Origin of the sequence: Mesorhizobium shangrilense (assembly GCF_028826155.1) — a bacterium.
GTDB lineage: Bacteria > Pseudomonadota > Alphaproteobacteria > Rhizobiales > Rhizobiaceae > Arvimicrobium > Arvimicrobium flavum.
The window spans coordinates 4,573,463-4,592,665 of the sequence record NZ_JAQGPN010000001.1 but is presented as its reverse complement, the minus strand read 5'-3'; the positions used below and the strand labels follow the sequence as shown (position 1 = coordinate 4,592,665).

Here is a 19,203-nt window from a genome sequence, read left to right as displayed (position 1 = left end):
CGCATGGGCATCGGGGACCATGGCCTGTTCGCGCCATTGTCTTCTCTTCGCTGCCGCTTTCAGACGCGACCTGCCCAGTAGTGCGATCCACGCCCTGCCGGTTGGAGTCGGGCGCTAGGTGTCGGTCCCGTTGGTGTCTTTGTCGAGGACACCGAAATCCTGAGATTTCACGCCTACCTCCGCGGAAAGGAACCCCTCCGCCGCCAGTCCACGGCGCAGCAGTTCGCGTACGGCGGCAGCTCGGCTCGGCATGCGCTTCTCGAAGCGGAAATTCTCGACGGCCAACAGCTCCTCACCGCTGAGCATGATTTGCAGACGCTCAGGACGTTCGAGTTCCGACACGGATTAGGCTCCTTCCCCAAGGACCAATAATGAGTAAGTGACTATATGGATGGGTTTTGCGCCTTTGCAATACCAATCGTTTTACACGGTTGATGAGATTGCTGCACCCATGTGTCATGATCCGCGAAACGTCACTTATGGTGCAACGGTGAAAGCTACTAACTAATTGAAAATAAAAGGGTAATCAGCGAATTCTGTTTACATTCGGCGATGCGTGGGTTATCGTTCCACTTGAGCATTTCCCACATAAGGATGCCCGCGCTATGAAACGACTTTTTTCGCATGCGTTGCGGGCCGATATTGAGGTTACGGTCAAGTCGGAACTCGACGAGCACGGTGTCTTGAACATTCCCGCAATAGCAAGAGCCGTCAGCAGCAGGAATGAACGCGAGAACGTGGCCCTCGAAGACATCGAGCACGCCTTGCTCTTGCAGGGTCAAAGCATGAGCGCCGCGATGGAATTCGATGGTGTTTCGACGGATCACGCCGTTGTCGAGATCATCCTGCCTTCGTTGATGCACTGAGTGCCCGCTCAGCCTTTGCGAAATCTCGCGCCAGCGTGACGGCCTCGTCCAGCAACGCCGTGACCAGCGGTGTGTGCGGCTCGCGGGGCGCAGCGACGAGACCCACCGTGTGCCTCGCATCGGGCTTGATGATCGGGATGGCGCGGATCGGCTCGGCGAAGCCGAAGGTCTCGGCGAGGTTGAGCGGCATGATCGACGACCATTTCCCGGTCCGGATGTGCGAGAAGAGCACGATCATCGAGTTGGACTCGAGCGTCGGCCGCACTTGTACGCCCGCTTCGGCCAGATGCTGGTCGATGATGCGGCGGTTTTGCATGTCCGGCGTCAGCAGGCAGAGCGGCAACTCGCTCACCTCCGCCCACGTCACAGTCTTGTGGTCCGAGTATTCGTTTCCGGCAGCTGTGATCAGCTGGTAGCGCTCCGAATAGAGCGGCACGCTGACGACGCGTCCCAACGGCTCGTTGTCGAGGTAGGTGATGCCGACATCGGCATCGAAGTTGCCGAGCAGCGACAGGACTTCGATCGAGGTCCGCGACAGGATCGAGAAGGTCACGCCCGGGTGCTTTTCGCGGAAAGGCGTGGTCAGCTTCGGGATCATGGCCAGCGCGGTCGGGATCGCAGCGATGCGGATGCGTCCGGCAAGGCCGCGACGGGCGGCGCGCATTTCCTCGCGCATGGTGCGCGCGTCGCCGGTGATGCGGCGCGCCCAGGCGAGCACTTGCTCCCCCTCGGGGGTGAGGCCCTGAAAGCGTGACCCGCGCTTGACCAGCAGTACGCCGAGCTGGTCCTCCAGCTGTTTTATGGCGGCCGACAGCGTCGGCTGCGTGATACCCAGGTCGTCGGCCGCTCGCCGGAAATGCTGGGCCCTTGCCAGCGCGATGAAGAATTCCAGCTTGTCGATCATGCGTCCGTTCGGGCGCTCCACCGCCGCCCCAAGATTCTTCGTGGCGGAACAGTCGGGGAAAAGCCGTGCCGGCGCAATACCGACTGACGGCCGTGGCGCCCGCCGATCAGGCGGGCGACCATGCTGGGGCGGGCTGCTGCCTCAGCGAGCCATGCCGCAATTGATCATCCAGGGTGTGTCGAAGCGGTCCGTGACCATGCCGAAGCGTTCGGCCCAGAAGGTCTTCTCGAACGGCATGAGGACCGAACCGCCCTCGGCGAACCGGTTGAAGATGCGCTCGCCCTGAGCGGCGTCCTCAAGCTGGATCGATACGGAGAAGCCGGACGGCTGGCCGGAACCGGGCGGCGAATCGGCGCCCATCAGTTCGGCTTCGCCGGCAACAAGGTGGGCATTGATGATACGGTCGTGCCAGTCCTCCGGCACATGGGCGCGGACTTCCGTCTCGCCATGCGTCACCATGTTGACGATGGTCCCGCCGAACACGTCGGCATAGAACCGGAAAGCTTCGCGGCAATTGCCGTCGAACGAGAGATAGACGACGAACTTCAAGGGCTTCCTCCCTGCAAGTGGTGGACTATGCCTGTGACGACTTCATCGGCATGTCGGGATACTGCTTGACGATATCCTGGACGGGTTCCGAATAGTCGGACATCTCCTGCACCTGCCTGATCTCGATGACCTCGTTGTCGCCGGCCGGGCAGCGCTTCGCCCACGCAATGGCTTCCTCGCGCGAGTTCACCTCGATCATCCAGTAGCCGCCAAGCACCTCCTTGGACTCGGTGAAGGGGCCGTCGGTCACGATCGGGACGCCTCCCTTGAAGGAGACGCGCGCTCCGCTCGACGGCGGATGCAGCCCATCAAGCGCCAGCAGGATGCCGGCCTTCTGCAGTTCCTCGTTGTACTTCATCATTCGCGCGACCGCCTCGGGATCGAGGTCGACGCCCGGAGGGGCAGATTCGTAGCCCTTCGGAATCATCAGCATCATGAAACGCACGGTTTTCTCCTCTTGCTCTTGGCGGGCTGGTGCAGGATCGCGTCGGTCCGGCCCTCAGGCCACCTTTGCTTGTTGCCCTGCCGCCGCTTCTTCCAGCTTGGCGATGTCGATCTTCACCATCTGCATCATCGCAGCCATCACCCGACCGGCCTTGGCCTTGTCGGAGTCCGCGATGAGCCGGGTCAGCGCCTCCGGCACGATCTGCCACGACAGTCCGTACTTGTCCTTGAGCCAGCCGCACTGCACTTCGCGTCCGCCGTCGGCGGTGAGCTTCGACCAGTACTCGTCTACTTCCGCCTGGTCGGCGCACGAGACCTGGAAGGATATGGCGTCGTTGAATGCGAAGTCGACCTTGCCGCCGTTCAGGGCGACGAAGCCATTCCCCTCGACCTCGAACTCGACGGTCAGAACTGCGCCCTGTGTGACATAGGGCTCGCCGCCGGCCGGCGCACGCGTGATCTTCCCAACCTTGGCGTTGCGGAACACGGAAGTGTAGTACCTTGCCGCCTCCTCGGCCTGGTCGTCGAACCACAGGCAGGTCGTGATCTTCTGCATCGTTTGCTCCTCATCCGTTGCGATCGGCACGCGCTCCCGCCGCCCAGAATGAAGACGTGTCGAAACTGCGCGTCCCGACACCGCACCCGAAAAATTCTGCGCCGTATCGCCGCTGGCGGCGGCGGCGGCGCGCCGGCGGCTTGGTGTTCCTCCTGATCTGCATTATCTGGAAGCTAACACCTCGCCGGGAAGTACACACAAATGTCCGTCACCAAGGAAGCCGTCATCGAGAGACTGAGGACCGTCAATGGTCCGGATTTCACGGGCAACATCGTTGACCTCGGCCTGGTCTCGGAAATCTTCATCGCCGATTCCAAGGTCTTCTTCTCCGTCACCGTGCCGGCCGCTCGCGCGCAGGAGCTCGAGCCTCTGCGCGCGGCCGCTGAGCGAGCCGTGAAAGCCATGCCGGGCGTCGCCGGCGTGGTCGTGGCGCTGACGGCGGAGAAGAAGGGTGGCGGCATGGAGGCCGCCCCGCCGGCCCGGCCGGCGCCCCGCCCGGCAGCGCCATCACCGGCCGCGCGCACGTCGCCGCCCGCGCCTCCATCACGCAGCAGCGGCAAGCGCGGCGTGCCCGGCATCGACGCCATCATCGCCGTGGCGTCGGGCAAGGGAGGCGTCGGCAAGTCCACGACAGCAATCAACCTGGCGCTGGGGCTTCAGGCCAAGGGACTGAAGGTCGGCGTGCTCGACGCGGACATCTACGGTCCCTCCATGCCGCGCCTGCTCGGCCTGAAGGGCAAGCCCGAGACGGCCGACGGCAGGACGCTCAAGCCGATGGAACGCTATGGCCTCAAGGTCATGTCGATGGGATTCCTGGTCGAGGAAGAAACCCCGATGATCTGGCGCGGCCCGATGGTCGTCTCGGCGCTGACCCAGATGTTGCGGGAGGTCGACTGGGGCCATCTTGACGTGCTTGTCGTCGACATGCCGCCCGGCACCGGTGATGCGCAGCTGACCATGGCGCAGCAGGTGCCGCTGGCCGGCGCCGTCATCGTCTCGACGCCGCAGGATCTGGCGCTCATCGACGCCCGCAAGGGCCTCAACATGTTCCGCAAGGTCGACGTGCCGCTGCTCGGCATCGTCGAGAACATGAGCTACTTCGTCGCCCCCGACACCGGCAAGCGCTACGACATCTTTGGGCACGGCGGGGCGAAGAATGAAGCCGAGAGGCTTGGCGTGACATTCCTCGGCGAAGTGCCGCTCGAGATGCAGATCCGCGAGACCTCGGACGCCGGCACGCCGGTGGTGGCCTCCGCACCGGACGGTCCGCAGGCCGGGATCTATCGCGATATCGCGTCGAAGGTCCTGGACCGTTTGAAGGAAGAGCGCGGCGCAGCCGAGGCTTCAACGCCGGCGATCGTGTTCGAGTAGCGCAGACAGTCTCCAACCGGTTGCCCAAATGCGCATCCGGTTGAAGTCTTGCGGGAGTGTATGTACATTTCCGTAAGAGGGGTGTGGCTGGTGCACTTTGAGTGGGATCCGAAAAGGCCCGCAGAAATCTCGCGAAGCACGGTGTCGCGTTCGAGGATGCACAGGCCGTCTGGGACGATCCGCTACGTGTAATCGTCCCTGACCGCTTCAACGATGGAGAACAACGCTGGCATGCGATCGGAGTGGTCGGTCCGGTTGTCGTTCTGGTCGTCGTCCACATTTACCCGGACGGGGATGACGAGGAACTTGTGCGGATCATTGGCGCTCGTAAGGCGACGAGCCACGAAAGGAGGCGCTATGAGCAGGAAGGCACTTAAGCCGGAACAACTGGCGCGGCTCGCAAGGCTGCAAGCGCTGCCGGACGATCAGATCGACACGAGCGATATCCCGGAAGCGCCAGCGGAAAACTGGACGGATGCGCGGCGAGGGGACCTGTACCGGCCTCTGAAGCAGCCGGTTACGATCAGGCTCGATGCCGATGTGCTCGCCTGGTTCAAGGAGCATGCTGCGGGTGGGGGATATCAGACGGAAATCAACCGTGTCCTTCGCCTGCACGTCATGGAGCGTGAACGGCGGCGCGCCTGACAGGCTCGCCAACACTCAGGCTCCATCCGCAGGCCGCTTATCCACCCACCTTCTTGCCGAAGGTGGAGAAGAACTCGCCGGCGAGCTTCTTCGACGTCGAGGTGATCAGCCGGCTGCCGAGTTGGGCGATCTTGCCGCCGACATCCGCCTTTGCCTCGTACTTGAGGATGGTGCTGTCCGGGCCGTCCTCGGTGAGCTTCACGTCCGCGCCGCCCTTGGCAAAGCCGGCGATGCCGCCCTTGCCTTCGCCCTGGATGGTGTAGGAGCGCGGCGGATTGAGGTTCTTCAGCGTCACCTCGCCGTTGAAGGTCGCCTTGATCGGGCCGATCTTCAGCACGACGGTTGCCGCCAGCTCGTTGTCCGACGTCTTCTCCAGGCTTTGGCAGCCGGGAATGGAGTCCTTGAGTACGGCCGGGTCATTGAGCGCCGCCCAGACCTTCTCGATCGGCGCCGCGATTCGTTCTTCGCCTTCGATCACCAGGGCCATGCGCGTCCTCCTCCTGTGTTGCGTTCTCGTAGTCCAGCGGCCCGGGCTTGTCTATCGCACCAAAGTCCCGAACGTAGACGTGCAACGCGGGCTCTTGCCGCGATGGTAGCGTTGTCATAACGATGGCCGCAGCATTTCCAGGGAGTGACCGATGGCTGGGCCAGTTACCAAGAAGAAGTTCCGTTCGCAGGAGTGGTTCGACAATCCGGACAACCCCGGCATGACCGCGCTCTATCTCGAGCGCTACCTGAACTACGGCCTGACCCGCGAGGAACTGCAGTCGGGCAAGCCGCTGATCGGCATCGCGCAGACCGGCTCGGACCTGTCGCCCTGCAATCGGCACCACATCGAACTGGCCAAGCGCGTCCGCGCCGGCATCGAGGCGGCGGGCGGCATCCCCTTCGAGTTTCCCTGCCATCCGATCCAGGAGACGGGCAAGCGCCCGACAGCCAATCTCGACCGCAACCTCGCCTATCTCAGCCTCGTCGAGGTGCTCTACGGCTACCCGATCGACGGCGTCGTGCTGACCGTTGGCTGCGACAAGACAACGCCGGCGCTCTTGATGGCTGCCGCTACCGTCAACATTCCGGCGATCGCGTTCTCGGTCGGTCCGATGCTCAACGGCTGGCACCGCGGCCAGCGTACCGGCTCGGGCACCATCGCCTGGAAGGCGCGCGAGATGCATTCCGCCGGCGAAATCGACTATCCGCAGTTCATCGATCTCGTTGCATCGGCCGCCCCTTCGGTCGGCTTCTGCAACACGATGGGCACGGCGACTACCATGAACAGCCTCGCCGAGGCGCTGGGCATGCAGCTGCCGGGTTCGGCCGCGATTCCCGCGCCCTATCGCGAGCGAGGCCAGATGGCCTATGCCACCGGCAAGCGCATCGTCGACATGGTGCACGAGGACCTCAAGCCCTCCGACATCATGACCCGCCAGGCCTTTGAGAACGCCATCGTCGTCAACTCGGCCATCGGCGGCTCGACCAACGCGCCGATCCACCTCAACGCCATCGCCCGGCACCTCGGGGTTGAGCTCGACAATGACGACTGGGAGAAGATCGGCCACGACATCCCGCTGCTGGTCAACCTGCAGCCGGCCGGCGAGTATCTCGGCGAGGACTACCACCACGCCGGCGGCGTGCCCGCCGTCGTCATGGAGCTGATGAAGGAGAAGCTGCTGCCGAACCCCGGCGCACTGACCGTCAACGGCAAGTCCATCGGCGAGAACTGCGGCAAGGTCGAAAATCTCGACACCAGGGTCATCCGCACCGTCGCGGAGCCGATGCTCAAGGCCGCCGGCTTCATCAACCTCAAGGGCAACCTGTTCGACAGCGCGATCATGAAGACCAGCGTGATCTCGAAGGAGTTCCGCGACCGGTATTTGTCGAACCCGGCCGATCCGGAGGCTTTCGAGGGCAAGGCGATGGTGTTCGACGGACCGGAGGATTACCACGCCCGCATCGACGATCCGGCGCAGGGCATCGACGAGCACACCATCCTCTTCATGCGCGGCGCGGGGCCGGTCGGCTATCCCGGCGGCGCAGAGGTCGTGAACATGCAGCCGCCCGCCTACCTCATCAAGAAGGGCGTCCACTCGCTGCCGTGCATCGGCGACGGTCGGCAGTCCGGCACGTCGGGTTCGCCGTCGATCCTCAACGCGGCGCCGGAGGCCGCCATCGGCGGTGGGCTGGCGCTATTGAAGTCGGGCGACCGCGTGCGCATCGATCTGAACAAGGGCACGGCGAACATCCTCATCTCCGACGAGGAGCTTGCCCAGCGCAGGGCTGCGCTGAACGGCAATGGCGGCTTCCACTATCCGAAGCACCAGACGCCGTGGCAGGAGATCCAGCGCGGCATGGTCGACCAATTCGATCAGGGCATGGTGCTCAAGCCGGCGGTGAAGTACCGCGACGTGGCGCACACCAGCGGCGTCCCGCGCGACAACCACTGAGGCCTCGGCCGCAACAAACTGCTCTGCTCAGGTAGCGTATCTGAGCAGAGCGACGCCCAGCGGCAACGTCTCGACCCCGAGCAGCGCAAGGAACGGCTTGCCTCCACCCAGCATGACGGGCTGGGCCGGCAATAGTGCCACGCTGCTCGACGGCGATCACAACGTCTTCGCCACCTCTTCCATCTGCGCTGCACACTGCCCCCAGCCCTCATGAAAACCCATCTTTTCGTGGGCGTCGCAGTCTTCCTTGGTCCAATGCCGGGCCATCGCGGTGTAGCGGGTCTTGCCGTTCTCGTCTGCCAATGTGATGATGCCGACGAAGAACGGCTTTTCCGACGGGAACCACGCATCGGTGAAGGCGTCGGTGAAGACGATCTTCTCGTTCGGTACGACCTCCAGATAGACTCCCTCGTTTGGAAACTCGTTGCCGTCCGGATCGGCCATCACGATCAGGCTCTTGCCGCCCGCGCGCGGGTCGGTCTCGGCGCGCGGGGTCGACCAGGGCTTCGGCGCGAACCACTTCACCATCAGCGACGGTTCGGTCCAGCAGCGAAAAACCTTCTCGCGCGGCGCGTCGATCAGTCGGGTGAGAGTCAGTTCGCGGTCATTGGCTGCGGTCATCTGCGGGTTTCCTTGATTTATGGTTGTGTCGCAAGGACGAGCAAGCCGCCCCCGATCCGACAGGCGATACGGAAATTTCCTGGCCTGCGGACTTGCCGACGGGGGAGCGGCTGGGCTGCGCTGGTTCTCCGGCCTACCCGCCCATGGTCGCGCGGGGCAGGGCGATCAGGTCGCCGAAGCGGGCGCGCAACCGGTCGTCGGTCGACTTCGGCACGTGTCGGGGAAAGCGCGTCGCCAGCACCCGCTTCTTCTCGGCGATGGCTCTCATGAGGATGTCGGGCTTTCCCTTCTCGTTCCACTCCTTGGGCGAGAGGCGGTCGCCGACTGCAGGATAGAAATACTCGGTCTGCATCAGCCTCAGCGTCTGCTCGTTGCCGAGATAGTGGCCCGGCCCGCTCATGCACACCTCGGCGATGGTATCGATCGAGAGCGCCGCGTCGGTGACCGCGATGCCGCGCACGCAGCGCAGGCAGTGTCCGAGCATGTCGTTGTCGATGATCAGGCTTTCCAGGCAGAAGCCGAGCAGCGAAGCGTGCATGCCGGCCGACTCGTAGACGAGATTGAGGCCCGAGAGGCCCGCCATGACGTTGGTGATGCCTTTCTCGTAGCCCGACTGGATGTCCGGTAGCTTCGAGTCCGCCATACCGGCGGCGGAACCGCCGGGCAGGTCGTAATATTGCGCCATCTGCGCGCAGGCGGCTGTCAGCAGCGCTTGTTCGGCCGAACCGCCGGACATGGCCCCCGTCCTCAGGTCGGAGACGAACGGCCAGGCTCCGAAGATCGCCGGGTGCCCGGGTTTCAGCGCGTTGACATAGACGAGGCCTGCGAGCACCTCGGCCACTGCCTGCACCACCGCTCCGGCGATCGCCGCGGGCGCCGTCGCGCCGGCTTGTCCGGCCGAAAGCAGCAGGATCGGGATGCCGCCAGCCACGCAGGCTTCCAGCACGCCGCACGCGTCCTCGGCAAACTTCATCGGCGGTACGACGAAGCAATTGGAATTGGAGACGAAGGGACGCGCCCGAAAATTCGCCTCGCCGCCGGCGATGGCGTGGAGCATCTCCAGCGCGGGCGCCACGTTCTCGCGCACCGTGAACGAAGTGCCGACATGCTTCGACGTGCCCATCAGGCAGGCGTAGAGCGTGTTGAAATCCATCGCCAGCGGATCGGGGATGTCGCGCGGCACCATCGGTCGCTGGAAGAAGTGGATGTTGTCCAGCCCGTCGACCAGGCGGGCCGCATCATAGATGTCCTGCAGCAGGCTCTCGCGGTACTCGCGCTTCTCGACGTCGATCAGGTGCACCGCCGCACCCGCCGTGCCGAAGTGGACGCGCTTGCCCTGGATGACCATGTCGTGCTTGGGATCCTGGCCGCAGAGCGTGAAGTTGCGCGCCGCGTTGCGGATCGTGTCCAGCACCAGCCGGCGCGGGAAGCGGATGCGGCCGTCTGCGTCATGGCTCGCCCCGGCGCCGGTCAGCGCCTCGATGCAGGAGGGAATGGCATTGGCGAAGCCGACCGTCTCCAGTACGGTCAACACCGCCTCATGGATGCGCGAGAGGTCGTTTTCGTCCAGCGGCTTGTAGCGCCCGCCTTCGAGGCCGGCGCGGACTGGACGAATGTCTTCGGCCAGCGGAGCCGCTCTCAACGCCCGTCGCGCCTCCCGCCCGCCCGAGCGCCTGCCCACTCTCTCGGTCGCCTGCGCCTGAATATCCAGCGTGCCTGACATCGCCACACGCCACCTTTCTGCCGAAGGCCGCGGTTCCGGAGGAAGGCGAGCCTGGCTTTTCCCCTTGTAGTTCCGACGAGTATCGAACCGCGCAGGAAGCTGCGGGTGGGCCAGGAGTATCGGCTGTTTATGCCAGAATGGCCGGCGATGCCGGCCATTCTGTGCGCGCTTGGGAGGGTGCGCTTCGGTCGAAACCGCTATGCCGCCGCCGGTCTCCTGCCTGCCGCCGTCGCCAGTTCGCGTATGCCGGGCTCGATGTGCTGAAGGGCAATCGAGGAGAAGCCGAGCCGCATGAACCTGCTCGGCTTGTCGACCTGGTCGAAGAAGCGGTCCCCCGGCTCGATGATGACGCTGCGCGCCGCCGCCGCCTCGGCGATGGAGCGCGCGTCGGTGCCATGCGGCCCTTCGAGCCAGATCGAGGTGCCGCCAGCCGAATCTGTCGGACGCCATTCGGGGAGGAACGCGGAGATCGCCTGGATCAAACGTTTGCGTCGTTCCTCGAAGGCGGTCGATAGCCGGCGAACGAGTGCGTCATGGTGGCCGAGCGACAGGAACAGCGCGATCGCCCGCTGGTTGTTGGCCGGCGGATGGCGGAGCATGAAGCGCCTCAATGCCCGCAGTTCCGCAATGAGGTCGGCGGACGCCACGATGTAGCCGATGCGCAGGCCGGGAGCCAACGTCTTCGACATCGATCCGACATAGACCACGCGTCCGGTGCGATCGAGGCTCTTCAGGGCCTGCTGCGGGGCGTCGTCGAAGAGCTGGCTGTCATAGCCGTCCTCGATGATCACCTGGTTGTCGCGCGCCGCCCGCGCCAGCAGGTCTTGCCTGCGATCCGCGCTGAGCGGCACCATGGTCGGGCAGTGGTGGCTGGGCGTGACGAACACGAAGCCCGCGTCCGACGGGATGGCCGACGTAACGATGCCCGAACTGTCGACCGGCACCGGCGCGATGTCGGCGCCGGCCAGCCGGAAGATCGAACGAGCGTCGGGATAGCCCGGATCTTCCATGGCGACCTTGCTGCCCTTGGTCATCAGCAGCGTGGCGAGCATGTAGAGCGCGTTCTGCGCGCCGAGCGTGACGATGATCTCGTCCGGATTGGCGAAGATGCCCCGGCGCGGCAGCAGCCGCGCCTGTATCTGCTCGATCAGCAGTGGATCGTCGCGGTCCACCATGTCGGCCGCCCAGTTGCGGATCTCGAGCACGGCGAGCGCCATGCGGTTGCATTCGCGCCATTCGGCCGTCGGGAACAGCGCCGGGTCGAACTGGCCGTAGACGAACGGATAGGACGACTTGATCCAGTTGCGATAATTGGCCGACGGCGGCATCTCGCTCGCGGCGATCTGGCGGCGCGCCTTCCAATCGATCGAGTTGGCGGCGTCCGGCGGCTTGCGCTGCGGCTTGGCCGGGGTGGCGAGCACGTCCGGATTGACGAAATGCCCGCGTCGCTCGCGCGCCACCAGGAACCCCTGGTCGACGAGTTGCTGGAAGGCGAGAACCACGGTGCCGCGCGCAACTCCCAGCTTCTCTGCAAGGATGCGGCATGAGGGCAGGGGCATCGATGCGGCGATCTGTCGGTCGAGGATGGCGGCCACGATCGCCTGGCGGATCTGCGCTTGCAGCGTCTGCCCCGATTCCGGCGAGATCCGGAAGAGACCGGACCAGATGGCGACGTCATTACGCTGCGGCATGTCTGTCTCCCGTGGCTTCCTCGATTCCCAAAGCCTGGACCATGAGTTTGTAGTCCTGGGCCAAAGCCTTGCACCAGTTAATTTTTCTGATCTTTGCTATTTATGCCAGTGATCGATCGACACGCTTCGACGTCGCCGTTGATTCTAAATCGATTGAAAAAAATGCGTCGGAGGAAGCCGTCGAGCGCCCCTTATTGTCGCAAAGGTCTGCTAAGGTGCGCTTCGAACGACCATCCGGAGCGTAAACGTGACCAGCACCGCCTTCGCCACGGCCCTCGCCGAACTCAACGCGCATCGCGACGTGCGTCCTGCCGACATCCGCAAGCAGTTCGAAGGCGATGCCGAGCGCTTTGCGCGGTTCTCGCTGACGTTCGACGATCTACTACTCGATTGGTCCAAATGCGCGGTCAGCGAGGAGACCATGCGGCTCCTGGCCGAATTCGCGCTTGCTGCGGGGGTGGAGCAGCGGCGCGACGAAATGCTGGCCGGCGAGAAGATCAACACGACCGAGGACCGCGCCGTCCTGCACACGGCGCTGCGCGCGCCGGAAGGCGCCGTCATCGAGGTCGACGGCGTTAACGTGGTGCCGGAGGTCCACGCCGTGCTCGGCGCAATGGCGCGTTTTGCCGAGGCCGTGCGCACCGGCGAAGCGGCCGGTGCGACGGGCAGCAGGATCACCGACGTCGTCAACATCGGCATCGGCGGGTCGGACCTGGGCCCGGTCATGGCGACGCTGGCGCTCTCGCCCTATCACGACGGTCCGCGCACCCATTTCGTGTCGAATGTCGACGGCGCCCACATCGCTGACACGCTGAAGGGGCTCTCGCCCGAGACGACGCTCTTCGTCATCGCGTCGAAAACCTTCACCACCATCGAGACCATGACCAACGCCGAGACCGCGAAACGCTGGGTCGAGAAGGCGCTGGGCACGGATGCGGTGGGCAGGCACTTCAGCGCAGTCTCCACCGCGCTGGACAAGGTCGCCGCCTTCGGCATTGCGCCAGACCGCGTGTTTGGCTTCTGGGATTGGGTCGGCGGCCGGTACTCGCTCTGGTCGGCCATCGGCCTGCCGATCATGCTGGCCGTCGGTCCGCGGAACTTTCGCGACTTCCTGGACGGTGCGCATGCCATGGACCAGCACTTCGCCACGGCGCCGATCCTCGAGAACGTTCCCATGATCCTTGGCCTCATCGGGTTCTGGCACCGCGCCATCTGCGAATACCCCTCGCGGGCCGTCATCCCATACGACCAGCGCCTTGCGCGGCTGCCGGCATACCTGCAGCAGCTCGACATGGAGTCGAACGGCAAGAGCGTGACGCTCGACGGCGGCGTGCCGGCGACGCCGACGGGTCCGCTCGTCTGGGGGGAGCCTGGCACCAACGGCCAGCATGCCTTCTTCCAGCTTCTGCACCAGGGTACAGACGTCATTCCCGTCGAGTTCATCGTCGCTGCGACGGGGCATGAGCCTGACCTGAAGGTGCATCACGACCTTCTGGTCGCCAACTGCCTGGCGCAGTCGCAGGCGCTGATGAAGGGGCGCACGCTGGAGGAGGCGAAGGCGCAGATGCTGGCGAAGGGCATGAAGGCCTCCGAGGTGGAGGAGATCGCGCCGCACCGCGTCTTCTCCGGCAACCGGCCGTCGTTGACGATCGTCCACCGCCTGCTCAATCCGTTCACGCTCGGCCGGCTGATTGCTCTCTACGAGCACCGCGTGTTCGTCGAAGGCGTTCTGTTCAACATCAATTCCTTCGACCAGTGGGGCGTCGAACTCGGCAAGGAACTCGCCACCAACCTGCTGCCAGTCGTGGAAGGCAAAGCCGATGACGCGGGCGATGTCTCGACATCGGGCCTCGTCGGCCATATTCACGCCCTGCAACGACAAGGGACGTGACGGCTTGGCGACGATAAAGGGCATCCTGTTCGACAAGGATGGGACATTGGTGGACTTCCAGCGCACCTGGTTCGCCATCGGCGACCGGATGGCGCTGGAGGCGGCGGATGGTGATCGGCTGCGGGCAAACACGCTGCTGACCGACGCCGGCTACGATTTCGACGCTGCCGGTTTCCGGGCCGATTCGGTCTTCGCGGCTGGAACCAACGCCGACATCGTCTCGCTGTGGTATCCGCATCTCGAGGTCCACGCCCGCGCCGACATGGTCCGACGCTTCGACACCGCCACCGCTGAGGAGGGCGCCCTGCAGGCGATCGCGCTCGAGGGCATCAAGGAGACGCTCGCCGCGCTTCATGCGGCCGGCTATCGGCTCGGACTCTGCACCAACGATTCGACCGGCGGCGCCGAAAAAACGCTGCTGGCGCTTGGCGTCGCCCAGATGTTCGATGCCGTCTACGGCTATGACGCGGTTGCCAATCCCAAGCCTGCGCCCGACGCCGTCTTAGCCTTCTGCGACCTGACCGGCTTGAAGCCGTCGGAAATCGCGATGGTGGGCGACAACCGCCACGACCTGGAAATGGCGCGGGCCGGCGGAGCCGGTCTCGCGGTTGGCGTGCTCTCCGGCACGGGCACCAGGGCCAGCCTGACCCCGCTGGCCGATGCGATACTGCACTCGGTCACCGAACTGCCGGGATTGCTGACTCAGAGGAATGCGGCGTAGCTGCGCTGGCCCGCCGGAGCCTGCGGCTCAGCGCCGCGAAAACGCCCCGCGGAAAGCCACCGCAGCCAGTATCAGGCTCGCCACGGCGTTCCAGCCGGCCATGGACAGGCCCAGGATGCGCAGGGCGGCCTCGTCGCAGGAGGGCGGCATGACGTCGTTCAGCATGTCGAGCACGCCGTTGCCGCTGCCGGACGGTCCCTCCACTGCGATCCCGCAGTCGGTCGGGCCTGGCCACCATCCCCATTCGACGCCCGAGTGGAAAACGCCGAGATAGAGCCCATAGGTCATCAGCAGTCCGCCCACGAAGAGCAGGCCGCGCGTCAGCAGCGGCGGCCAGCGCAGCGTCGAGGAGACGAATGCCAGGAGCATGAGGGGCGCGCCCACATAGTAGGGCATGCGCTGCTCGTAGCAGAGCTTGCACGGGATGTAGCCGCCGATGTGCTGGAAGCCCAGGGCGGAGCCGACGGTCGCAGCCATCGCGAGCGCCAGGAAGAGGGCGGTCGCAGCCTGCAGCCGGCTTGTCGGGGAAAGCAGTGGGGTCATATCGGTATCGGTCCGGCCGGACAGGCGTCTGAAAGTCTCGCTACGTCAGCAGCTTGTAGAGAATGTAAAGCAGAATGAGGGCGGCGGCGCCCGCTGCGGCGATCAGGCCCAGGCGCTTCTCGATGAAGTGGCGAATAGGCTCCCCGTAGCGGCGCAAGAGCCAGGCGAGGAACCAGAAACGGGCGCCGCGGGCGATGATCGCCGAGATTATGAACACCCAGATGTTCACGCCGATGACGCCGGACAGGATGGTGACGACCTTGATCGGCGGCAGGTGGGCGAGGCCGGAGGTGACCAGCATCAGGAGGATGAAGCCGGTCGCCGTGCCTTCGGTCGGTATCAGCGCCTCGAACTCGTCGAGTTTGCCATAGAACTCCAGCACCGGCTTGGCGATCGTTTCATAGGCGAAATGGCCAAGCAGCCACCCGGCGATGCCGCCCAGCACCGAGGCCACGGTGGCCACGAGTGCGTAGCGGTAGGCGCGGTCGGGCCGGGCGATCGCCATTGGCACGTAGAGCACGTCGGCGGGCACGAGGAACACCGAACTCTCGATGAAGGCGATGATCGCCAGCCACCATTCGGCGGACTTGCGCGCAGCAAGCGACATCGTCCAGTCGTAGAGTCCCCGAAGCATCCGATCCCCCGTTGCGAGGCTGCCTGTCTAGAAAGAATCGGTGTCTGGCACAATCGGGGGAAAATGCCAAAGCCGTGATCGTCGCTGTTCGGAGGTCGCGACCAGGCAGACGTCGCGGCGCGTCGGCCGCTCAGGCTGCCCAATCGGAGCGGTTAGCGAAGCGAACTCGCGGAATATGTGGGAATGGTGCCCCCTGCCGGGATCGAACCAGCACTCCGTTAGGAACCGCATTTTGAGTGCGGCGCGTCTACCAATTCCGCCAAGGGGGCACTAAGATGGGTCTCTATAGGAGGCCCCATGCAACCGTCAAGACTAGCCCGCCTGCGTGATCGGCTCAGCTTCAACAGGTGACCTGATCGCCGTGGGCGTCGTGGTTTATCTTGGCTATTGTCCCGCCCAGGTGCTCTGATCCAGTGGCCCACGCCACGAGCGTATCCCCTTAAATTATTGAAATTGTAGAGTGGCGCCGCTGAAAACGACCGACTCAATATCGAGTTCCTTCGGGAGTGCCGGTTCGATGCCGGCAGGGCCCGCCAGATGGTCTCCAGGCTGGCGCCGTCCATGTCCATTCTGAGTGTCGTCGTGCCGGTCTTCAACGAGGAGGCCAGCATTGAAGCGTTCCTGTCCCGTGTCCGTCCGATCCTCGATGCTCAGGGCCTGAGTGGCTACGAGATCATCTTCGTCAACGACGGTTCCCGGGATGCGACGCTGAGCAGACTCGAGGCGGAGGCCCGTGCGGACTCTCGGATCAGGATCATCGACCTCTCGCGAAACTTCGGCAAGGAGGCCGCCCTTACGGCAGGCATAGACCACGCTGCGGGCAATGCCGTGATTCCGATCGACGTGGACCTTCAGGACCCGCCGGAACTCATCCCTGAGATGCTTGCGCGCTGGCGGCAGGGGTATGACGTGGTGCTGGCGTCCCGGAACGACCGGTCCAGCGACACGTGGTTCAAGCGGGTGACCGCTTCTCTGTTCTATCGGACCATGCTCCGGCTGTCTGACGTGGAAATTCCGCCCCAGACCGGCGACTTCCGGCTCATGGACCGTCGCGTCGTGGAAACCCTGAAGCTGATGCCGGAACGTACCCGCTTCATGAAGGGCGTCTTCGCCTGGGTAGGCTTCCGGACCACGACGATCTACTTCAAGCGGGAGAGGCGCCTGGCCGGCGAACCGCAACAGAAACTCGGGAAGCTCATCAGGCTGGCCGTCGACGGGATCGTGTCCTTTACCTCCCTTCCCTTGCGGATATGGTCGGTCGTCGGAGCGCTGGCTGCCGCCCTGGGGCTGGTCTACATGACCTTCATCGTTGTGCGCACGCTCATCTTCGGAATCGATCTTCCGGGCTACGCATCCCTCTTGGTGGTGATGCTCTTCTTCAGCGGGCTGATCCTGCTGAGCATAGGCGTTCTGGGCGAGTATATCGCGCGCATCTTCGTGGAGGTGAAGCAGCGCCCCTTGTACATCGTCCGGGAGACGACCAACCTGGGTGCGGACGCGGAGCATCGCCGCCAGGTGGCCGGACATCGTGAATAGCGGCCTCGTCGCCCTGCTGCGAGGTCGGGTTCCGGAATTCGCGCGGTTCGCTGCTGTGGGCGGTCTGGCGACCCTGGTCCATGCAGCGGTCTACTTGATGCTCCTTCAGGTAGGCATGGACCCGCAACTCGCGAACGTGGCCGGCTTCGTAAGCGCCCTCGGGATCTCGATCCTCGGGCACCACCACTTCACCTTCCGTGCAGAGGGCAAGCGGGACCTGACGGCGTCGAGTTGGCGTCTGGTCGTCGCCGCCCTGCTCGGCTACCTGATCAACGCCTTCTTCGTCTACCTCGTGGCCGACGTTCTCAAGATCGCTGCGGGCTTCGCGATCGTGCCGATGATCGGCGTCACCCCGTTGGTCACCTATTTCATCAACCGGAAGTGGGTGTTCTACGGCAAGGATGCCGACGTAGCGCCGTGGTTGTTCGCGCTGGCAGTTGGGGCAGCCGTTTTCCTGCTGTTCGGCGGAGCCTCCAGCATCGTTCCCACCAACACGTCCTGGCTCATGCGCCACGACCCCAGCCAGCACTACATGGGGTGGGCGTTCTTCCGAGACACTCCGCTTTTCCAGTTTCCTCTCGGCGCGACCCCCCTGTTCGGGGACAAGATCGCCAGCTCCATAGTGTTCTCCGACTCCATCCCGCTCTTCGCCCTGCCGTTCAAGCTGGTCAGTCCGCTTCTCCCGCATCCCTTCCAGTATTTCGGCCTGTGGATCGCATTCTGCCTCTGCATGCAGGCGTACTTTGCGCTCAGGATACTCCGGCAGCTGGATGTGCCCGTTGTCGCCGCGGGTGTCGGCGCGGTCCTGTTTGTGCTGTCCCCCATCATGCTGTGGCGGCTGCACGGCCACGAGGCCCTTCTGGCCCATTGGCTGTTGCTTGCCGGTGTGTCCCTGTATCTGGAGCCCAGATGGCGGGGTGGTGCATGGCTGGCTCTCCTGGTGGCCGCGGTGCTTGTGCACGCCTACCTGTTCGCCATGGTTGGCGGCATCTGGTTTGCCGATCTATGCGGGCGATGGCTGGGCTGGCATGGCGAACGGCGGCCGCGCCTGGCCGCTGTCGTTGCGCCCCTCGTCGTTTGCCCGCTTGTGGCGTGGGCGGTGGGCTACTTCATGGCGCCGTCGGCGATCGGCCTCACCGCCTGGGGCGCGGGCTTCGGCCTCTACCGGGCCGAGCTGCTGGCCCTCGTCGACCCCGACGAGATATGGAGCGGGGCGCTGCCCGACGTGCCGGACGGTATTGGCGGCGATGCCGGCTTTGCCTACCTGGGATTGGGTGTCCTCGCCCTCATTGTCCCTGCCGTGGCCTCCTGGCTCGGTGCGCGTCGGTTCGGGTTTTCTGCGCGGTATCGCGCGCTGGCGGCGCTCGCCGTGTTGTTCTCGCTCTTTGCTTTGTCGAACAGGGTGGGTGTCCTCGACACAACCGTGTTGACGATCCCGTTGCCCAGCCTGCTCGATCCGCTCCTCGTCGCATTCCGCGCGTCTGGTCGCTTCATATGGGTGCCGGCCTACCTCATCATGCTGCTTCTCGTCGTCTCGGCTGCACGGTGGCCAAAGCCCCGGCAGGGCGTGGCGGTCCTGCTGGCTGCGGTCGCTCTCCAGGTGTTCGACCTGCAGCCGGCCATGTCGTTCTTCCGGACTACCTTCTCCGCGACTTGGCAGAACCCGGCTCAATCCGGCTTCTGGTCGGAGGCCGTGAGGAACTACAGGCGGATAGCCCTGGTGCCGGCAGACAGCGAGGGCCCTGTGTATCTGCCGATGGCGATGCTCGCGGCGGAGAATGGGCTTGCCATCAACGTCGCCTATCTTGCGCGGCATGATCCCGAGGCGCTCGAAGCGGAACGGGCGGAAGTGTTGGCGGCTGTGACCAGCGGCGCTCTGGACCCCGACACCCTCTATGTGTTCTCGGACGACGGCCTGTTCCGGAAGGCCCTGTCGAGTAAGCCCGGGGCAGCCTTCGGCGGCGCCGTTGACGGCTTCAAGGTGCTGGCTCCCGGCTGGAATGGCTGCACCGCCACATGCGGGGCTACGACCTTATCGCCATAGTCTTCCGGGCCTGATTGCCCAGC

Annotated in this window: 20 protein-coding genes and 1 tRNA gene; 9 read left to right on the top strand and 12 right to left on the bottom strand. The window is 64.6% G+C overall.

Features of this window, described 5'->3' with window-relative positions; all coding sequences use genetic code 11:
- Positions 1–114: 114 nt before the first annotated feature.
- On the bottom strand, positions 115–342 hold the full coding sequence (locus tag PD284_RS22160; protein ID WP_274630280.1) for a hypothetical protein: 228 nt from the start codon (positions 340–342) through the stop codon (positions 115–117).
- Between the two features lie 263 nt (positions 343–605).
- Between PD284_RS22160 and PD284_RS22155 the strand changes: the two genes are divergently transcribed.
- On the top strand, positions 606–866 hold the full coding sequence (locus PD284_RS22155) for a hypothetical protein (RefSeq protein ID WP_274630279.1): 261 nt from the start codon (positions 606–608) through the stop codon (positions 864–866).
- Here the strand turns inward: PD284_RS22155 and PD284_RS22150 are convergent.
- From PD284_RS22150 to PD284_RS22135, 4 genes are all read right to left on the bottom strand, one after another.
- A complete protein-coding gene (locus PD284_RS22150) occupies positions 841–1,770 on the bottom strand; it encodes a LysR family transcriptional regulator (protein WP_274630278.1) in 930 nt (309 codons plus the stop codon). The two genes, PD284_RS22155 and PD284_RS22150, sit on opposite strands and share 26 nt — an antisense overlap.
- 141 nt (positions 1,771–1,911) lie before the next feature.
- Entirely contained in the window at positions 1,912–2,319 is a 408-nt protein-coding gene (locus PD284_RS22145; RefSeq protein WP_274630277.1) for a VOC family protein, read from the bottom strand.
- Positions 2,320–2,344: 25 nt separating this feature from the next.
- Complete coding sequence (locus PD284_RS22140; protein WP_274630276.1) at positions 2,345–2,764, bottom strand: YciI family protein; 420 nt, start codon at positions 2,762–2,764, stop codon at positions 2,345–2,347.
- A gap of 54 nt (positions 2,765–2,818) precedes the next feature.
- Positions 2,819–3,319, bottom strand: a complete 501-nt coding sequence (locus tag PD284_RS22135; protein WP_274630275.1) for a VOC family protein — start codon at positions 3,317–3,319, stop codon at positions 2,819–2,821.
- Positions 3,320–3,520: 201 nt separating this feature from the next.
- Between PD284_RS22135 and PD284_RS22130 the strand changes: the two genes are divergently transcribed.
- From PD284_RS22130 to PD284_RS22120, 3 genes are all read left to right on the top strand, one after another.
- Positions 3,521–4,690 carry an Mrp/NBP35 family ATP-binding protein gene (locus tag PD284_RS22130; RefSeq protein WP_274630274.1) on the top strand — a complete coding sequence of 390 codons (1,170 nt, stop codon included), beginning with the start codon at positions 3,521–3,523 and terminating at the stop codon, positions 4,688–4,690.
- Positions 4,691–4,791: 101 nt separating this feature from the next.
- Positions 4,792–5,067, top strand: a complete 276-nt coding sequence (locus PD284_RS22125; protein ID WP_274630273.1) for a BrnT family toxin — start codon at positions 4,792–4,794, stop codon at positions 5,065–5,067.
- Positions 5,048–5,335 (top strand): BrnA antitoxin family protein, encoded by a 288-nt coding sequence (locus PD284_RS22120; protein ID WP_274630272.1) that lies wholly within the window; start codon positions 5,048–5,050, stop codon positions 5,333–5,335. Before PD284_RS22125 ends, PD284_RS22120 begins: the two co-directional genes overlap by 20 nt.
- A gap of 37 nt (positions 5,336–5,372) precedes the next feature.
- Here the strand turns inward: PD284_RS22120 and PD284_RS22115 are convergent, their stop codons facing one another.
- Positions 5,373–5,822, bottom strand: coding sequence for an SRPBCC family protein (locus PD284_RS22115; RefSeq protein ID WP_274630271.1), 450 nt, complete (start codon positions 5,820–5,822; stop codon positions 5,373–5,375).
- A gap of 151 nt (positions 5,823–5,973) precedes the next feature.
- Here PD284_RS22115 and PD284_RS22110 point away from each other — a divergent pair, with 151 nt between their 5' ends.
- Positions 5,974–7,776 carry an IlvD/Edd family dehydratase gene (locus tag PD284_RS22110; RefSeq protein WP_274630270.1) on the top strand — a complete coding sequence of 601 codons (1,803 nt, stop codon included), beginning with the start codon at positions 5,974–5,976 and terminating at the stop codon, positions 7,774–7,776.
- Positions 7,777–7,932: 156 nt separating this feature from the next.
- Here PD284_RS22110 and PD284_RS22105 read toward each other — a convergent pair whose 3' ends face one another.
- The 3 genes from PD284_RS22105 to pdxR form a co-directional block, all read right to left on the bottom strand.
- Positions 7,933–8,397 carry an SRPBCC family protein gene (locus tag PD284_RS22105; RefSeq protein WP_274630269.1) on the bottom strand — a complete coding sequence of 155 codons (465 nt, stop codon included), beginning with the start codon at positions 8,395–8,397 and terminating at the stop codon, positions 7,933–7,935.
- Positions 8,398–8,530: 133 nt separating this feature from the next.
- A complete protein-coding gene (locus PD284_RS22100; RefSeq protein ID WP_274630268.1) occupies positions 8,531–10,120 on the bottom strand; it encodes a trimethylamine methyltransferase family protein in 1,590 nt (529 codons plus the stop codon).
- 197 nt (positions 10,121–10,317) lie between these two features.
- The gene (gene pdxR / locus PD284_RS22095; protein WP_274630267.1) at positions 10,318–11,811 is read right to left on the bottom strand and encodes a MocR-like pyridoxine biosynthesis transcription factor PdxR; all 1,494 of its coding nucleotides are present in this window, start codon (positions 11,809–11,811) and stop codon (positions 10,318–10,320) included.
- A gap of 247 nt (positions 11,812–12,058) precedes the next feature.
- Between pdxR and pgi the strand changes: the two genes are divergently transcribed.
- Both pgi and PD284_RS22085 read left to right on the top strand, forming a co-directional pair.
- On the top strand, positions 12,059–13,702 hold the full coding sequence (gene pgi / locus PD284_RS22090) for a glucose-6-phosphate isomerase (protein WP_274630266.1): 1,644 nt from the start codon (positions 12,059–12,061) through the stop codon (positions 13,700–13,702).
- A 4-nt stretch (positions 13,703–13,706) separates the two neighbouring features.
- Positions 13,707–14,423, top strand: coding sequence for an HAD family hydrolase (locus tag PD284_RS22085; RefSeq protein WP_274630265.1), 717 nt, complete (start codon positions 13,707–13,709; stop codon positions 14,421–14,423).
- A gap of 27 nt (positions 14,424–14,450) precedes the next feature.
- Here PD284_RS22085 and PD284_RS22080 read toward each other — a convergent pair whose 3' ends face one another.
- The 3 genes from PD284_RS22080 to PD284_RS22070 all read right to left on the bottom strand — a co-directional run bounded on the left by PD284_RS22080 (position 14,451) and on the right by PD284_RS22070 (position 15,869).
- Positions 14,451–14,966: a disulfide bond formation protein B gene (locus PD284_RS22080; RefSeq protein ID WP_274630264.1), complete on the bottom strand. Its 516-nt coding sequence runs from the start codon at positions 14,964–14,966 to the stop codon at positions 14,451–14,453.
- A gap of 40 nt (positions 14,967–15,006) precedes the next feature.
- Complete coding sequence (locus PD284_RS22075) at positions 15,007–15,600, bottom strand: YqaA family protein (RefSeq protein ID WP_274630263.1); 594 nt, start codon at positions 15,598–15,600, stop codon at positions 15,007–15,009.
- A gap of 184 nt (positions 15,601–15,784) precedes the next feature.
- A tRNA-Leu gene (locus PD284_RS22070) sits at positions 15,785–15,869 on the bottom strand.
- 292 nt (positions 15,870–16,161) lie between these two features.
- On the opposite strand from PD284_RS22070, the gene PD284_RS22065 reads away from it, so the two are divergent.
- Together PD284_RS22065 and PD284_RS22060 are read left to right on the top strand one after the other, a co-directional pair.
- Entirely contained in the window at positions 16,162–17,136 is a 975-nt protein-coding gene (locus tag PD284_RS22065; protein ID WP_274630262.1) for a glycosyltransferase family 2 protein, read from the top strand.
- The gene (locus PD284_RS22060; protein ID WP_274630261.1) at positions 17,129–19,180 is read left to right on the top strand and encodes a DUF6311 domain-containing protein; all 2,052 of its coding nucleotides are present in this window, start codon (positions 17,129–17,131) and stop codon (positions 19,178–19,180) included. Before PD284_RS22065 ends, PD284_RS22060 begins: the two co-directional genes overlap by 8 nt.
- Positions 19,181–19,203: the final 23 nt, after the last annotated feature.

Bases quoted from the DNA above. Each gene is read 5' to 3' on its own strand.
- PD284_RS22155 (WP_274630279.1), top strand. From the start codon at position 606: ATGAAACGACTTTTTTCGCATGCGTTGCGGGCCGATATTGAGGTTACG.
- PD284_RS22150 (WP_274630278.1), bottom strand. From the start codon at position 1,770: ATGATCGACAAGCTGGAATTCTTCATCGCGCTGGCAAGGGCCCAGCAT.
- PD284_RS22135 (WP_274630275.1), bottom strand. From the start codon at position 3,319: ATGCAGAAGATCACGACCTGCCTGTGGTTCGACGACCAGGCCGAGGAG.
- PD284_RS22130 (WP_274630274.1), top strand. From the start codon at position 3,521: ATGTCCGTCACCAAGGAAGCCGTCATCGAGAGACTGAGGACCGTCAAT.
- PD284_RS22120 (WP_274630272.1), top strand. From the start codon at position 5,048: ATGAGCAGGAAGGCACTTAAGCCGGAACAACTGGCGCGGCTCGCAAGG.
- PD284_RS22115 (WP_274630271.1), bottom strand. From the start codon at position 5,822: ATGGCCCTGGTGATCGAAGGCGAAGAACGAATCGCGGCGCCGATCGAG.
- PD284_RS22110 (WP_274630270.1), top strand. From the start codon at position 5,974: ATGGCTGGGCCAGTTACCAAGAAGAAGTTCCGTTCGCAGGAGTGGTTC.
- PD284_RS22105 (WP_274630269.1), bottom strand. From the start codon at position 8,397: ATGACCGCAGCCAATGACCGCGAACTGACTCTCACCCGACTGATCGAC.
- PD284_RS22100 (WP_274630268.1), bottom strand. From the start codon at position 10,120: ATGTCAGGCACGCTGGATATTCAGGCGCAGGCGACCGAGAGAGTGGGC.
- pdxR (WP_274630267.1), bottom strand. From the start codon at position 11,811: ATGCCGCAGCGTAATGACGTCGCCATCTGGTCCGGTCTCTTCCGGATC.
- PD284_RS22080 (WP_274630264.1), bottom strand. From the start codon at position 14,966: ATGACCCCACTGCTTTCCCCGACAAGCCGGCTGCAGGCTGCGACCGCC.
- PD284_RS22075 (WP_274630263.1), bottom strand. From the start codon at position 15,600: ATGCTTCGGGGACTCTACGACTGGACGATGTCGCTTGCTGCGCGCAAG.
- PD284_RS22065 (WP_274630262.1), top strand. From the start codon at position 16,162: ATGTCCATTCTGAGTGTCGTCGTGCCGGTCTTCAACGAGGAGGCCAGC.